Origin of the sequence: Psychrobacter sp. DD43 (genome assembly GCF_904846555.1) — a bacterium.
In the GTDB taxonomy this organism is placed as follows: Bacteria; Pseudomonadota; Gammaproteobacteria; order Pseudomonadales; family Moraxellaceae; genus Psychrobacter; species Psychrobacter cryohalolentis.
The window spans coordinates 21,330-36,728 of sequence record NZ_CAJHBE010000019.1; the positions used below are offsets into that span (position 1 = coordinate 21,330).

General features: G+C 42.2%; 11 protein-coding genes. 6 read left to right on the top strand and 5 right to left on the bottom strand.

Going from position 1 to position 15,399, the window contains the following annotated elements:
- The first annotated feature begins 336 nt into the window (after nt 1-336).
- Together JMX89_RS10270 and sthA are read left to right on the top strand one after the other, a co-directional pair.
- Complete coding sequence (locus JMX89_RS10270) at nt 337-1,185, top strand: pyruvate, water dikinase regulatory protein (protein WP_041753451.1); 849 nt, start codon at nt 337-339, stop codon at nt 1,183-1,185.
- A 197-nt stretch (nt 1,186-1,382) separates the two neighbouring features.
- Complete coding sequence (sthA, locus tag JMX89_RS10275) at nt 1,383-3,026, top strand: Si-specific NAD(P)(+) transhydrogenase (RefSeq protein ID WP_011513373.1); 1,644 nt, start codon at nt 1,383-1,385, stop codon at nt 3,024-3,026.
- A gap of 280 nt (nt 3,027-3,306) precedes the next feature.
- Here the strand turns inward: sthA and JMX89_RS10280 are convergent, their stop codons facing one another.
- From JMX89_RS10280 to JMX89_RS10295, 4 genes are all read right to left on the bottom strand, one after another.
- On the bottom strand, nt 3,307-4,503 hold the full coding sequence (locus JMX89_RS10280) for an ABC transporter permease (protein WP_201551476.1): 1,197 nt from the start codon (nt 4,501-4,503) through the stop codon (nt 3,307-3,309).
- A complete protein-coding gene (locus JMX89_RS10285; protein WP_133104135.1) occupies nt 4,503-5,807 on the bottom strand; it encodes an ABC transporter permease in 1,305 nt (434 codons plus the stop codon). Before JMX89_RS10285 ends, JMX89_RS10280 begins: the two co-directional genes overlap by 1 nt.
- 3 nt (nt 5,808-5,810) lie before the next feature.
- Complete coding sequence (locus tag JMX89_RS10290) at nt 5,811-7,094, bottom strand: HlyD family secretion protein (RefSeq protein ID WP_201551478.1); 1,284 nt, start codon at nt 7,092-7,094, stop codon at nt 5,811-5,813.
- 89 nt (nt 7,095-7,183) lie between these two features.
- On the bottom strand, nt 7,184-8,935 hold the full coding sequence (locus tag JMX89_RS10295) for a TolC family protein (RefSeq protein WP_201551480.1): 1,752 nt from the start codon (nt 8,933-8,935) through the stop codon (nt 7,184-7,186).
- A 530-nt stretch (nt 8,936-9,465) separates the two neighbouring features.
- Between JMX89_RS10295 and glpK the strand changes: the two genes are divergently transcribed.
- The 4 genes from glpK to JMX89_RS10315 all read left to right on the top strand — a co-directional run bounded on the left by glpK (nt 9,466) and on the right by JMX89_RS10315 (nt 14,319).
- Nucleotides 9,466-11,076, top strand: coding sequence for a glycerol kinase GlpK (gene glpK / locus JMX89_RS10300; RefSeq protein WP_201551482.1), 1,611 nt, complete (start codon nt 9,466-9,468; stop codon nt 11,074-11,076).
- A 491-nt stretch (nt 11,077-11,567) separates the two neighbouring features.
- Nucleotides 11,568-12,038, top strand: a complete 471-nt coding sequence (locus JMX89_RS10305) for a hypothetical protein (RefSeq protein ID WP_227673074.1) — start codon at nt 11,568-11,570, stop codon at nt 12,036-12,038.
- 350 nt (nt 12,039-12,388) lie between these two features.
- Nucleotides 12,389-13,414: an endonuclease/exonuclease/phosphatase family protein gene (locus JMX89_RS10310; RefSeq protein ID WP_133104139.1), complete on the top strand. Its 1,026-nt coding sequence runs from the start codon at nt 12,389-12,391 to the stop codon at nt 13,412-13,414.
- A gap of 212 nt (nt 13,415-13,626) precedes the next feature.
- A complete protein-coding gene (locus JMX89_RS10315) occupies nt 13,627-14,319 on the top strand; it encodes a TetR/AcrR family transcriptional regulator (RefSeq protein WP_011513381.1) in 693 nt (230 codons plus the stop codon).
- A 115-nt stretch (nt 14,320-14,434) separates the two neighbouring features.
- Here the strand turns inward: JMX89_RS10315 and JMX89_RS10320 are convergent, their stop codons facing one another.
- Entirely contained in the window at nt 14,435-14,998 is a 564-nt protein-coding gene (locus JMX89_RS10320) for a hypothetical protein (protein ID WP_227673073.1), read from the bottom strand.
- Nucleotides 14,999-15,399: the final 401 nt, after the last annotated feature.

A 15,399-nucleotide genomic window follows, 5' to 3' on the forward strand; every position in this document is an offset into this window, starting at 1 on the left:
AAAAAAATGATGAAAAAGCTACAAATTGTGAGATTTGCTACATATTTATTGGGATAGATCATAAATTTTGGCACGATAAATATCGATCTTACATTGAGCCGAGTCTTAAAAATCTATGTAAGTCTAAGTGTACGCCTGTAACATTGATTACTATTAAGCGTCTATTATGCGTATAATAAAGGTGAAAATTTGAGACGCATATGACCAAATTATGAAGCGCTAGATGCTAAAAATGAAAGGCTGCTACTGAGGTTTCAACCAAGGATTTAAAAATAAGGTATCAACGTTATGTATGTAAATCATTCGTCACCACAACCCAATTCTACGATTCAAAATATGAAAGCACTAGAAGTTGATAACGCTCAAAACATAAGAACGGCGTTTTTTATCTCTGATGGCACGGCGATTACAGCAGAAACGCTTGGCCGTGCTATTTTAAGCCAATTTGCTTCAGTGCCCTTTGAGACTCGAGTATTGCCTTATGTAGATAATCTAGAACGTGCTGAAGATGCAGTTGTGCAAATCAATACCGCCTATCAGCGAGATGGCTTGCTGCCATTGGTATTTGATACCATTGTCAGTCCTGAGATTCGTGAAAAAATCAATTCAGCGCACAGTTGTAATCTTGATATGTATGAAGGTCTCATCGGTCGCGTAGCAGAAGAGACAGGCGTGGAGCCAGATGGGCATTCAGGTCATGCACATGATAACGTCGACTCTGAGACTTATAAAGAGCGTATTGATGCGGTGCATTTTGCTTTAGATAACGATGACGGCGCTCGTACCCGTCATTATCATGCAGCAGATATTATTTTGATTGGCGTTTCACGCTCTGGTAAAACGCCAACCTCCTTATATTTGGCACTACAATTTGGTATTCGAGCGGCCAATTATCCTTTAACCGAAGAAGACCTAAACGACAACCAGCTACCTAAAGCATTGCGTGAGCATAAACACAAGTTGTTTGGTCTGATTATCGATACGGATCGCTTGGTGAAAATCCGCCAAGAGCGTCGCGCGGGTAGTCGCTACTCAAGTTATCAGCAATGTCAGCAAGAACAGCGTGCAATACAAGGAATTTATACCTCACAGGGGATTCCAAGCCTTGATGTGTCAGAGATGTCTGTTGAAGAGATTGCCACGCGTATATTACAGATGACTGGTCTCAAACGCCGCATTGGCTAATTGAGCTCGGCCTCTATTTTTCTGAAAAACAATACTTTTGAAAAAAACAGTTGTAGTCGTGGCTGTATTGCAAAATAACGTATCACCACGTATGGTGGACACACTTTAGCACCATGGATATTTTTATCTAGACATTTATAAAGATGAAGGCGTCCGCGAGCTAAAAAACAGATTCATAAATGAATAAAGAGGACACGATGGGAAGCAAAACGATAGGCGACGCGACCAATGATACTGGTAAAGATATTAAAACTGAGGTGTCTAATAAGGAAAGTGGTCGTGTGCCAAACCCCGAGCATACTGAGGGTAAAAATAAGAAAGAGAAAATCGAACAAACGCATGAGCAAGTTACTGAAGATATCATGCATCATCCAGATTTGGTCAATCCACTAGATGATACACGTATCGACGTAAAATCGGGCTTTACTAAGGATTCACAACGTCTAAAAAGCGATAAGCATGAGTTTGAATATGATGCGGTCGTATTAGGTGCAGGTCCTGCGGGTGAAGCTGCTGCCATGAAACTTGCCAAATCGGGTAAGAAGGTGGTAGTTATTGACCCGCGTGAGCAAGTAGGCGGTAACTGTACCCACGTTGGTACGATTCCAAGTAAAGCTTTGCGCCAGTCCGTTTTTAACTTGATTAACTTTCGCCGTGACCAGATGTTTACTAAGGCCATGGACTATCATCAAGTCCCGCTGAATATCGTGTTAGCTAAAGCTCGAAAAGTGATTCTGCAACAGGTTCAGACGCACACCAGATTCTATGAGCGCAACCAAATCGAAGTGATTCATGGTTGGGCAAATTTTATCGATAAAAACACGATACGTATCGAAATTGATGAAAATACCTTTGAAACGATCACCTTTAACAAAGCTATCATTACGGTCGGCAGCCGTCCATACCGCCCTGATATCTTAGACTTTAATCATCCACGCGTATTTGATTCTGATAAAATCCTACAGATGGATTATGTCGTTAAGAAAATCATTATTTATGGCGCTGGCGTGATTGGCTGTGAGTATGCGTCTATCTTCACCGGTCTTGGCTATAAAGTAGATTTGATTAATAACCAGAATCAACTGCTAAGCTATTTGGATAGTGAAATCAGTGACGCCATCGCTCATGATTTCCGTCAATTTGGCGTGGTTATCCGCAGCAATGAAGAGATTGACCATTTAGAAACGCATGATGACTGTGTGATTTTGCATCTAAAAAGTGGTAAGAAAATCAAGTCAGACGCTATTTTATGGTCGAATGGACGCTCAGGTAATACTGAAGGCTTAAATTTAGAATGCCTAGGTCTAGAAGCCAATAGCCGCGGTCAGCTGAAAGTTGATGATACTTACTGTACCGAAGTTGAAAATATTTATGCAGCGGGCGACGTTATCGGTTGGCCTTCATTAGCTTCTGCCGCTTACGACCAAGGGCGCTGTGCGGCGGCATTTATGGTCGGTGACCGTGATGCAGAGCCCGTATCGAGCGTACCAACAGGTATTTATACGATACCTGAGATTTCATGTATCGGTAAAACGGAACAAGAGTTAACCGATGCCAAAGTTCCTTATGAGGTCGGTCAGGCTTTCTTTAAGCATCTTGCGCGCGCGCAAATCATTGGTGAGCGTTCAGGTGTTCTAAAAATCTTGTTCCACCGTGAGACGTTAGAGATTTTAGGTATTCATTGCTACGGCAATCATGCTTCAGAGATTATTCACATTGGGCAAGCCGTGATGAAATGTAATGCCACGCTTGAATACTTTGTTAATACCACCTTTAATTATCCAACAATGGCAGAAGCTTATCGCGTCGCGGCATTGAACGGTCTTAATCGTGTGTTCTAACGATTAATGATATTAAACTGAGTCAATAAAAAAGCGTCTGTAATTATACAGGCGCTTTTTTTATTGACTTTATAATAGCGATAATAAGTCATTAAAAGTTATAGTTTATCCACTTTTAAAAGAGAACAGAACTACTGGGGTTAATTATTCGCAGCCTCTGTCTGCGTAGGCACAGCAAGCAAGAAAAATTAACCCAGTAGGGATTGATAGTATTTGTGTTTCTTTTATTTAGGACTGACTATAGTCGCTTTTACTTTGAAATGACTACATATTATTAACTTTAATAAATGCTTTTACGCTCTGCAGTAAACCAGCGGAATAGCAAAAGCAGGATAAAGTAAAAAGCCCACAATCCTGCCAACACATAAAAACCGGTCGCTACTTGCGCGATACTGGCACCCATTTGGTTAAGCTGCACGGAAGTATTGATGCCAGGCGTCGTTGGTAATAGCCAGCGAATAACTTGCAGAAACTCAGGCAATTGATGGGCAGGCCAAGGATAACCACTGACGAAAAACATCGGTAGCGAGCTAAATATCAGAATTTGCATACTGCGCTCACGCTGGCGAAACCAAAGTCCCAGTAGACAGCCAAGGGTCGCGACTGTCGGACAAAATAGCAGCAAAAATAACAAACTGCCCAGCATATTTTGCCCGCGCGGATAATGATGTAGCTCAAATACCCAACCATAATAAAAACAGCCAATCACGAAGCTAAACATACTCAGTGCTGCGATCCGCCCAAACCAGCCGCGAATAGTGGTTCTATGACGACGCTGCTCATACCACGTACCAATCAACATCGCCGTGGACATCAACAGTGTTTGTTGCAAGATAAGAATAGACACTGCTGGCACGACGTAAGCGCCATAACTTTCTGTTTGATTATATAGAGGAATAATTTTTAAGGGCACAGCTTGAGTATTGGCAGGAGCAGTCACTAAATACGCCCCTTGTGCCACGTTTTTTTTCACCTCAATACTGGCTGAGACAGTGCTAACAGCTTGTAAAAAGCCCATTTGTACGTTTTTATTTAATAAAAAATAGCCGCCATTACCAAGCACGCTGACACTCGCAGCCTTGCCTGACAACACTTGCTGTTCAAGTCCGCTTGGAATAATCATGTAGCCTGCGATGTCATCCGCCCATATGGCATCGATGGCTTGCTGCTCATTTAAGAAGCGTTTCGTATCTAGTTGCGGGCTGGCACTGGCATAGCGAACGATGGTTTGCGATAAAGGACTATTGTCTTTATCAACAATGCCAACAGGCACGTGGTTTACAACTTCGGTAGAATACGGCCAAGGATAGAAGAAACCATAGATAATCGGTGCAATCATCAATAGTAACAGCACACCTTTATCAGAAAACACGTCTTTTATGGTTTGTAAAAAGCTGCCAAAGAAGCTTGGTGATGCCAGAATTTCCTCTGATACTACTATTTTAGTAGACGATTTATGATTTGAATTGGATGACATCAGCGTGCTCCCCAGCGTTCAGGATGCGCTAATGCGCGTTTGCTTAGTAAGGCCGTTAAATATAGCGTAACGAGTGTTGCTAGCGTCAGCCCATAAACAATTGGTAAGGATATGATGACAGGCGCTTGCATCTGTAACTGTGCAATATGCAGCTTAAGATAATGGGTAAGCGGCAACACATCTGACCAATGCTGGGCATTCTTACTGATAGCGACATAAGGAAACGTCACCCCAGCGAACGCATAAGAAGGTGCTGAGATAAAACCCGTCGCCGATAAACCCATACGCAATGAGAAGGAGCCTAAGGTAAATATAGCGCCAAGCCAGAAAGATAACATCATTAATAATATAAGGCTTATATAGGTTACCATGAGCGCGCTAATAGCAATCGATTGTTGCGGCGCTGCCAGCCATAAAGCCAATATCGACCAAATACTATAAGCCAGTAGCGGCCAAAAGTACTTGCCCAATAAACCAACTACCAATACCGGTATACTTACTTCTTCTGGTGCTTGGTTTTGACTGGCTGAGACATTATCTAATGGACTAGGTTGGCTGTCATTATTAGGTTGATCATCTTTAGGTGGTAATGTTAAAGAAACATGACTGCCATTAATAAAGTGATACCAGCGTCCGATTCGCTTGTCACGCAATTCACGGCCGATCGTCGTTGCGCCAATGACCATTGCCAAAATATGCAACAGAGCAGGAATGACTGTCGATGCCAAAAATTGCTGATAATCAGTCGCAGCATTAAACAAGCTAATACGTTGAATGCTAATAGGAGAGTAGGCAATCGCAGCTTGTGATGGAGCCATCCCTTGCTTGACCAAGCGCTTCATCTCAACGCCTGCGGATAAGGTGCCGATGACAGACTGTACGCTGGTTTGGATAATGCCAGAGTGGGTGCCATATTGGGCATTGACTTGGAGTACAATAGGAGCAGGCTTACTTAATAAGATATTACGAGAAAAATCTTCAGGGATAATGACGACTGCATAGATATCACGCTGCAAGATAGCAGCTTTTGCCGCAGCAGGCGTATGATATAGCTGCTTTACCGTCAAATTAGGATTGGCTTCCAAATACCGTAATGCCGTATTGGCAACAGGCCCCCGATCATTATCAATCACGCCAATAGGCAAATCAGTGATTTGTATTTGTGAAAAAATCCACCAAATTAATAGCACAGTAGCCAGCGGTATCCAGAACACCATCGCCAAGTCCCACGGATTTTTTACCAAAAAACGTCGCTCGTAAGCTGCACTGCGTACAAAAGCATCCTTTAGCTTCGTCAGGCGCATAGCTTACTCTTGGTTCTGATTAACGAGGGCAGGATTGAGACGTACAACTACGCTCATACCTGAGCGAATACGTCTATCAGGGTTAGTGGGTCGGGCTTTTACTTCAAAGGTACGAACATCAAAACCATCATCATTATTAGTCGGTCGCCAAGTGGCAAAGTCAGACAAGGTTGAAGTAGCATAAACAGTGAATTGCTTGGTATAAGGCTTTTCAGGTGATGATAAAGCGGGAATAGTACCCATGAACCGCTGACCAATCGCAAACCGATTTAAGTAGGTTTCCGTGACATTTAAGACGACCCATTGATCATTGGTATTGACTAAGGTTAGCAGCGGCACACCTTGACCGATCACTTCACCTGCATTGACGATGACATTATCGACGACACCAGAGATTGGGCTTTTTAAGTTGGCTTCTTCTTTCGCTACCAATGCTTCTTCTAATTGCGCATCGACTTGCGCAACTTGTGCAGTCGCCGCTGACTTATCTTCACTACGTGCGCCTTCCATCGCTAACTCATACTGTAAGCGTGCTGCTTCAGTTTGATCTTGAGTTGCCAAATATTGTGCATAGGCTTCATCGCGTTTTTGCCGTGCCATTAGTCCTTCTTCATACAGACGATTAACACGCTGATAAGTGTTTTCTGCCAAGTCAGATGCCGCTTTATGAGCTTGCCATGCTGCTTTTGCTTGAGCGATTTCTTGCGGACGTGCCCCATTTTCAGCTTTATCCAGCTGGCTTTGTGCCATTTGTTTGCCAGCGCGTGCCTGATTGATTTTTGCATTAATCTCAGGCGAATCCATCTCTATCAGCTGTTGACCGACCGTGACTGAATCACCTTCTGTGACTAATATTTTTGCAATACGTCCCGGTACTTTTGCCGCGATAGACGTTTGCTGCATTTGCATTTGCCCTTGGAGGGTAATAATTTGCGGCTCGCTATGTTGATTGCTCTTGTATAAACCATAAGCAATCACACCCAAAATAACTAAAATCACCAGCGCCAAAATCGCCTTTTTAATCTTTGTTGATTTATTATCTTTTACTGACTGGCGCTTATAGCTTGGCACCGTTTGCTCCGGCTCAATGCTAGTATCAGTATTAGTGTCCCTATCGGCATCAGTGCTGTTATTCATAGCAGTCTTAGACGCATCAGCATCATTTGCATCGACCGTAGAATCCATGTTCGTGGGCGCTGGATTATCGTTAGTATTGGTCGATCCAGTCGATGAGTTTAAGCCACCTAGTTTGCGCGAGTCGCCTGATTCGTGGGTAGATTCAGTCATGACAGTGAGATTCCTAAAGCAATAAAGTCGGTAATAAGCAAAATAAATCGTTTGTCGTCTGATATTGCTAAGACGATAAATGGGCGATGTTATTTGTCATATAAAGTGGGTAGCCGAATATCGGCGGCATTGAGATAGGCATTAAAGGCAAGGGGCGTACCGCAGCTTTGCATAAGAGCAGCAAGTGATTGAACATAGCTATAAGCTGCTTGCGCTTGCTCCGTACGTGCTTTTAACGACTGTGTTTGCGCTTGGGCAATCTCGACTGGCGTATTCAAACCCTCTTGTAGTCCAAGCCTGCGCAAACGCAAGACTTCTGCCGCAAGCTCTACATTGCTTTGTAGAGCTTGATAGCGTGATTGGGCGTTATTCACATCATGCCAGTTTTTTTCAACCAGTAATAATAGGTTGTCACTGACTTCAATCTCAGACAAATCAGCTTGGCGTATCTTGGCATTACTTGATGCCAGAGACGCAGTTTTATCCAGACCGCCCCATAACTTCCAACTTGCTGAGATGCCAGCGACCCAGCTAGGGTCTTTTTCAATTTGCCCGTAGCCATACAGCATGACAGTCGGCTTGTGACCAGTATCCGATAGCGCATGTAGCTGCTGCGCCTGAGCACGTTTGGCGGCGACTTTTTGTAGACCTGGGTGATTGGTCAGTGCCAAATCTTGAAAGTAGCTGACATCAGCTAAGGGTCGGCTTGAGACAAACAAAGGTGTGCGAGGTTTAATGCGATACTCAGTGCGCAATAGACGCTGTAAAGCTATCATTGCAAGACGTGCATCATTATTGGCATTGACAGATTCACTTTTGGCATCAGCAAGTGCCGATTGCGCTTCTAAGCGATCAACTCGCGATATAAAACCTTCTTCAAAAAGCCGCTGCGCCATATGGTCAGTCTGCTGCAAGGTATCATAGGCATCGTCGCGTAAATAGGCGGCAATGATTGCCAATTGCGCTTTAAAATAACGCTCAATCAAGGTGTTATAAAGCTCGTTTTTGTCCAATATACTGTCAGCTACGGCTTCTTGAGTACGAGCATTGGACGCGCCTGTCAGAGCGGCAGTACGTCCAGCGGTATAAATAGGCCATACTATCCCAAGGCCTGCGCCCGCCGTAGAGCCTGAACGTTTTAACTCGTAGTTATCTGGGATACGCTCACCAACCAATTCACCAAAATTTGGCAAATCTGGAATGGGCGGAATAATGTCACCAACCCCATTATTAATATCATTAACGATGCCGTTTTTTAGCGACGATAGATCAATGTCCGCATCCAAATTGTAGGTAGTGGCTGAAACACGAGCAAATACAAGTGGGTGGTCGATAGTTTTGAGGGCATCCGTTTGATACTCGCTGGCAGCAATAGCGGCTTGATTGGCAGCGATTTTTGGGGATACTTGCAACAAAATACTTTGCGCTTGTTCAAGACTTAACAAGCTAGACACTTCTAACGGATAGCTGTTCTCTATGCTTTTATGAGTAATAGGATCGATAAGCGTGCTTAGAGCTGCTTGATGTCCAGAGACCTCGGCTGTACTGTCGACACGTATCATCGCTGATTTTACAGAAGCTTCGTTTATAGAAGATTTGTTTGCAGAAGCTGCATGCTTAGAGGATACCGTTTTAGAGGTGATATTTTGATTGACCATATCAAGTGCACTTGATGCATTGTTTTGATTGTCGGCGTCGATAATCTGTGTCACATTGACAGCTAGTACCTCATTTTGTGACTCATTCATATGCTCACTAGCGCGTGCAGAGGCAGTCGCCGCTATACTCATGAGCGTAATCGTCATCACGGCAGTGGACAGAGTCGATAGAGCAAATTTCATAGGTCACGTAAGCCATTAATTAGAATACAAGGTACAAGTTAAAAGGTGTCTAGAATCACACGCAATGTATAAACAGTATTAGTCATGCTGAGTACTATTTATGCTAGAGATAATCTAAGCTAAATATTATGCAAAATGTGCTGCTAAATAGACTAAATTATCAAATATAATTCGATCTAAAATTTGTCATGGATGACAAAGCGTACACTGTAGTGCCACAATAGTGACGGGTCAATGCTCACTATTTGCTTATTCTGCATTGTATCAGCAAAGGGTTTATGGTAACGCTTTTAACTATAGCGAATAATAGCATCATTTAATAAACGGCTGATATAGGCTAGTAACTTGTTTTTCCTCTGATTTTCCTAATTGCATAGGTTTAAATTTTTTGTAAGTACTATCTATAAAATGGATAGCATTATCTATACTGAATTTTAGATTTTATAAATTTATAGTTAATAAATAATAATATTAGACTCAAATAAGATAAGACAAGACAAGACAAGACAAGACAAGATAGGATGTGAGTAATGGCAGGATATATTTTAGCGTTAGATCAAGGGACAACGTCAAGCCGGGCTATATTGTACGATGATCATGCGCGCCCAATTAAAATGGCACAGCAGCCAACGGTCTTAAAGACACCGCAAGCAGGTTTTGTTGAGCAAGATGCCCAACAAATTTGGCAGACGCAAATCAGCTGCGCTCATGACGTTATTAATCAGGCAGGGCTACTCGCCACCGATGTTAGCAGTATCGCTATTACCAATCAGCGTGAATCTATTGTCATGTGGGATAAGCAAACAGGTAAGCCACTTGCCCCCGCTATTATTTGGCAAGACAGGCGTACAGCGAGCTACTGTGAAGCGCTTGCTACTGAGAACTTAACCGCCACGCCGCAAAGTGGTATGGTTAGTAATAATAGCCAAGGTGATATGGCAAGCGAAGTGCAACGTATTACAGGTCTGCGTTTAGATCCATATTTCAGTGCCAGTAAAATCGCTTGGTTACTAGATCAAAATCCTAAATTAAGCGTACGCGCCAGCAAAGGTGAGATAGCAGTTGGCACCATAGACAGCTGGCTGATATATAAGCTCACAGGTGGTGAGCATGTCATCGATGTCACCAATGCTTCTCGTACCTTGTTATACGATATCCATAAACTGGCATGGTCGGAGGAGTTGTGCGCCCGATTTGGCATACCCATGAATATTTTGCCCAAAGTCCTGCCATCCGATGGCGACTTTGGCAAAACCAAAAAGGGATTATTTGCCAAACAAATCCCAATTCATGCAGTATTGGGTGACCAGCAAGCAGCACTTTTTGGTCAAGGCTGTCTTGAGACGGGCATGGCTAAAAATACTTATGGCACCGGTTGTTTTATGCTAATGAATATCGGTCAAAAGCCGCTGCTTAGTGAACATAAGCTACTCACAACTATTGCATGGCAACGAAAATCTGCACCAACTCGCCCAGACAATCTCTCGTTCGAACAAATCGTCCAATCTGGCAGACGCATGCTACAGCCTCCAAACAGAGACGTAACTTACGCGTTAGAGGGCAGTGTTTTTATGGCGGGTGCAATTGTACAGTGGCTGCGTGACAACCTAGGTATGTTTCAAAAAAGCGGCGAGGTAGAAGACTTGGCTCGGCAAGTTGAGAGCAGTGAAGAGGTGGTTTTGCTGCCAGCATTTACGGGATTAGGTGCCCCTTATTGGCGCTCAGATATTAGTGCCAGTATTACTGGTATGAGTCGCGGTACGACCAAAGCCCATATTGCAAGGGCAGCACTCGAGGCGGTTGCTTATCAAACATACGATGTGCTCATTGCGATGCAAAAAGACAGCCCGCATCCACTCACTGAATTAAGAGTAGATGGCGGCGCGGCAAATAATGATTTGTTGATGCAGTTCCAAGCAGATTTATTGAATGTGCCGGTACTGCGTCCAAGAGACACAGAGATTACTGCAAAAGGAGCCGCTTTACTTGCTGGCTTAAAAACAGGTTTATATGATGATACAACGATGAAAGCCTCATGGCAGGTAGATCGAGTTTTTGAGCCTAACATGTCTATAGATGTGCGTGAAAAGCATCTGTATAAATGGCAACAAGCTATCAGTAGAGCATTAATAGTGCCATGATTACTATGATAGATAGTGTTTGGCTTATTACTTAATAGCCGTTTTACAATATTATGTAATCGACTCACCTAGAAACTACGTCAGATGACAAAGTTTTGGTACAGATACAGACTGTAACGCAATACCATCGTGATTTTGACACAGTTTACATATTCGACCTATCTGTCTTTGAACTCAGTTCATATACTTTAGAAGATTTAATAAAACGCTTAATCTAGCTTATATTGCTATTAAGTGGATTGACGATAAATAGAATATATAACAAATCAATTAAGGAAGATATTATGAATAACGATGGCCGTATTACAGACCCGAATAACCGTGTGATTACTGATGACTATCTTGAAGTTGGTGATAGAGAGCGTATTATCGATGACAACGAGCGCCGATTGACTGGTAATGATCAGACAATCAATAACACTGTTATTAGACATGAAAATGACAACATTATAGAGGATCATGATGCGATTGATCGTACTGCTGTCAAGCATATGTCGGAAGAAGCAAGAAGTGATCTGAATGCTGATCCAATCACAGGGGAGCCAGGCTCACACCCTGTAGGTACAGGTATTGGTGGTATTGGCGGCGCAGCAGCAGGTGCTGCTATTGGCACGATGGCAGGCCCATTAGGCACGCTTATTGGTGGAGCAATTGGTGCAATTGTCGGTGGCGGTGCAGGTCATGCAGCAGCCGAAGCGATTGATCCAACGCGTGAAGAAGCATATTGGCGTGCAGAGTATGCCAATGCCGATTACTATCAAGAAGGTCATGATTTCGATCGTGATTTGCATCCAGCTTACGCGGTAGGCTATGCTAACCGTGCACGTTATCCCGCTGATGCCCGCTTTGAAGATCATGAGTCAGATTTAGAGCGCTCATGGAACAATGTGAAAGGTGAATCACGTATGGAATGGAATGAGGCACGTAGAGCATCTCGTGATGCATGGAACCGCATTTCTTAATGTATTTATGCTGATTTTAATAAGATATTAAGTACTCAGGTCAGATAGTTTATGAAAAGTAGTCAGCGATTAATATGCAAGTGCTGCTAATAGTATACTTGCTTCAAGTAAGTAAACACGACTAAAGCTTACTGTCTTATTACTGGGTTTAGTTCGATTGTAGACATTTTTTGTTAACAGACGCAATAATTTGAATTTATGCTATTTTAAAGCCTCCAAAGATTTCTTTGGAGGCTTTTTTACTGTATATTACTATGTATGAATATATAATATGCTTTATTGTTAAAATTAGCCAATAAGTAATAATTAGAAACCTTATGTAAAAACAATTATAGAATAATAGGCAGTTTATGACCAATAATAATGAAAGTAATCATAAGCAGTTTTATATAGCAACTGCCAACCTGCTCAATTTTGCCAATCCCAATCGTCTCTATTATCCAAACGCACCTGCATATACTAATCACGAATACGAACATAAGTTACGCGGTATCACAGATCTACTGTCAAAGGCACATGCTGATATCATTGCGGTCCAAGAAGTATGGGACAGTGAAGCGCTCGAAGCTTTAGCAGTATCATTGGGCTTTAAGCCTGAACATGTCGTTATTCCACTGGCAAGTAATGACAGCGTAAATTCCTATACGCAAGGTAAAGGGGCGCAAAATACACCTGCTGTCGGTATTATTAGTCGGTTTGCGCACTTAGAGACCAGTTTGCTTGAAGAGATTGCCCCAAAAGCGGTCATCGATATCCCTGATGTTGGTCCTTATCAGCGCTTTAATCGTCCGCCCCTTGTATTGCGCGTAGATGCATTTGGTCAGCCGATAACCATTATTACCGCTCATCTAAAAAGTAAACGTGCTTTTTTCTTACGTGATGAGGCCGGTAATTTATTAGAAGATATGGATGATCCAAATATTCGTATTCGTGCCAAGTTGCGTAGTTTGTGTATGCGTGCGGCAGAAGCGGCTTCTATCAGGCTTTCTATCATAGATAGGTTACAGCATACTCGTGAGCCCTTGATTTTGCTTGGTGATATGAATGATGTGACTGAAAGCGTAACCACCCAGCTGATGACTGAGATTGGCGAGGTCAACTATGACAAGAGCATGCGAGACGTCGCGCTGTTTGATGCTGCTCGTATTCAAGCCCGTTATGGTTGGATGAAAGATGTAGCATATACTCATATCTATCAAGGTATGCCAGAAGTGATTGATCAGTTATTTGTCTCTGAAGAATTTCTACCTGATAGTAAGTTTTCGCTCGGTCAGGTTGAACGGGTTGACTACTTTAATGACCATTTAAAGTGGGATTATGCAGATAGAGTGATCGACCATGGTATTATAAGAGCGAAAATAAAGCTTCACAATTAACACTATTTTATAATTAATTAGTGAATTGTTTTTAACCTATTCTTGTTCCTTGCTTGATAGTGTACAAGCGTTTATTATGCCTCTTCGTTGAGTATAGTAGCGGTGTTATCAATCCATATATGATTGATAGAAATGGTGCTTTGATTTAGGGCGCATACTATCCGATGAACACTATATTTTTAAAGATATGACATAACATTAAGAGATTTATCATGAGTGAAAATAAAGACGACAAAATTGAAGATGTACTAGTAGATTCGGAGCTGGCAAAAAAGCTGGTGCCGAATAAGTTTAAGTTTACTAGCCAGCAAGGACGCGCCCGCCGTCAAAAATTGTTGATGGGTGCTAAAAAGTTGAGTGAAACCCAATCTATCAATGATATTACGCTTGCCGCTGTCTGCGAAGAAGCGGGTATTCCACGGGCGTCTGCTTATCATTTCTTCCCTAATATTGAAGCCATATTTTTGGCGCTGCGTTTTTTAAATGCTATTGATATTTTAGATGTATTGAGAACCGTTGAGACGGTTAAATATGATAGATGGCAAGGGTATCTTACAGCGCTGATTGATCGCTGTGTACAAATTTTTGATGAAGATCAAACCAAAGCCAAATTAATTTATGATACCAATACGCCTGATTTTGAAGGCGACAGTTTTGGCGAGCATATGGATCACCAAGTAGTAAAATTGGTCTATGATCGTTTGGCTGAACGCTATGAAGTGCCTAAGTTTGAAGATATTCAAGATGTGTTATTGATTACCTTTAGTATCGTGAATGCGATCTTTACTGTTTCTTATCGTCGTCATGAGCGTATTACCGATAAGTATCTGCAAGAAGCTAATACGGCATCTATCGCTTATCTGCGTTGTTACTTGCCAGAGAAGCTACCGCGTAAAGACCGTTAGTCTGTCTATTAAGTTTTAAAGACAGACATTAAAAAAATCCGACATTTATATGTCGGATTTTTTTGCTAAATTTTTATGTATAAGCTTTATAAAATACTTATAGTGAATAAAATTTCTACATTTGATCAAGTGTCGGCAATACTTGTCCATTACAGCGCTCACCACTTGCATCGAAAGGCGAGTATTGCTCATAATAACGTACGATAAGCCCTTCTAATGCCACGTTTTCTTTAGAATTGTGAGCATTAACAAAAGCTTCACGTGCTTGTTCAAGCCAGCGGTCAGCCATGCGAAATTGACTGCCTGCCTGCCGTGAATTATGTTCACATTGGTCGGTCGCTGCCCAGATTAATGCCACTTCACTAAATGCTATTTCACGGGGAGCGCTTGCAATACCACCGCTGTCTTTGAGGGCACTTAATGTTGCCCATAAATCAGGTCGCATTAGCGCTGATGAGGCAGATATATTTTGGATAAGAACAAGATCGTTTTCTGAGCCTTTTTTTAATGCTTGCAAAATAGCTTCTGCAGATTTTGCCGCTTCTAATCCAGCAGGTGAGCGACTATTCATACTGTCTTTATGGATGGCATAGTTGAGCCAAGCTTGGGCTTTATAAGCAAAGTACTGTTGCTGCGCAGTTTTATCTTTTTGCTGATAATGCTGCAGTTCTGCTAGCATACAGCTCATCGCCCGTTGCTGCGAATTTTGGTTTTTATATGTCGCTTTTAAATCCTGACTCTGGCAGTAATCAGAGGTGTCTATAGTAGTGATATTCCCACTTTTTTGAAGAGTCGTAGCTGTGGTTGATACGCATGAAGTCGTTGATAATAGCAAAACAGCTGAAAACGCAGCACATATTGGATTTTTATAAGTAGCTACTTTAATAGTAGAGTAAAGCATAACGCGAAAACCTTGTAGTAAGCTGATAAGTATCGGTGCTGGCAATTTTGAGACTGATTTTATCGCTTATCAAATGCTATAGTCAATTTACTTCAAAAATATAGTGCTATTGGAATAAGATTTTGAAGTCTTTATCTTGCTTTAGTGCATGTGAATAAGGAAAAACGATTCCAGAAAAA

Bases quoted from the DNA above. Each gene is read 5' to 3' on its own strand.
- JMX89_RS10270 (WP_041753451.1), top strand. From the start codon at position 337: ATGAAAGCACTAGAAGTTGATAACGCTCAAAACATAAGAACGGCGTTT.
- sthA (WP_011513373.1), top strand. From the start codon at position 1,383: ATGGGAAGCAAAACGATAGGCGACGCGACCAATGATACTGGTAAAGAT.
- JMX89_RS10280 (WP_201551476.1), bottom strand. From the start codon at position 4,503: ATGTCATCCAATTCAAATCATAAATCGTCTACTAAAATAGTAGTATCA.
- JMX89_RS10285 (WP_133104135.1), bottom strand. From the start codon at position 5,807: ATGCGCCTGACGAAGCTAAAGGATGCTTTTGTACGCAGTGCAGCTTAC.
- JMX89_RS10290 (WP_201551478.1), bottom strand. From the start codon at position 7,094: ATGACTGAATCTACCCACGAATCAGGCGACTCGCGCAAACTAGGTGGC.
- JMX89_RS10295 (WP_201551480.1), bottom strand. From the start codon at position 8,935: ATGAAATTTGCTCTATCGACTCTGTCCACTGCCGTGATGACGATTACG.
- glpK (WP_201551482.1), top strand. From the start codon at position 9,466: ATGGCAGGATATATTTTAGCGTTAGATCAAGGGACAACGTCAAGCCGG.
- JMX89_RS10305 (WP_227673074.1), top strand. From the start codon at position 11,568: ATGTCGGAAGAAGCAAGAAGTGATCTGAATGCTGATCCAATCACAGGG.
- JMX89_RS10310 (WP_133104139.1), top strand. From the start codon at position 12,389: ATGACCAATAATAATGAAAGTAATCATAAGCAGTTTTATATAGCAACT.
- JMX89_RS10315 (WP_011513381.1), top strand. From the start codon at position 13,627: ATGAGTGAAAATAAAGACGACAAAATTGAAGATGTACTAGTAGATTCG.
- JMX89_RS10320 (WP_227673073.1), bottom strand. From the start codon at position 14,998: ATGCTAGCAGAACTGCAGCATTATCAGCAAAAAGATAAAACTGCGCAG.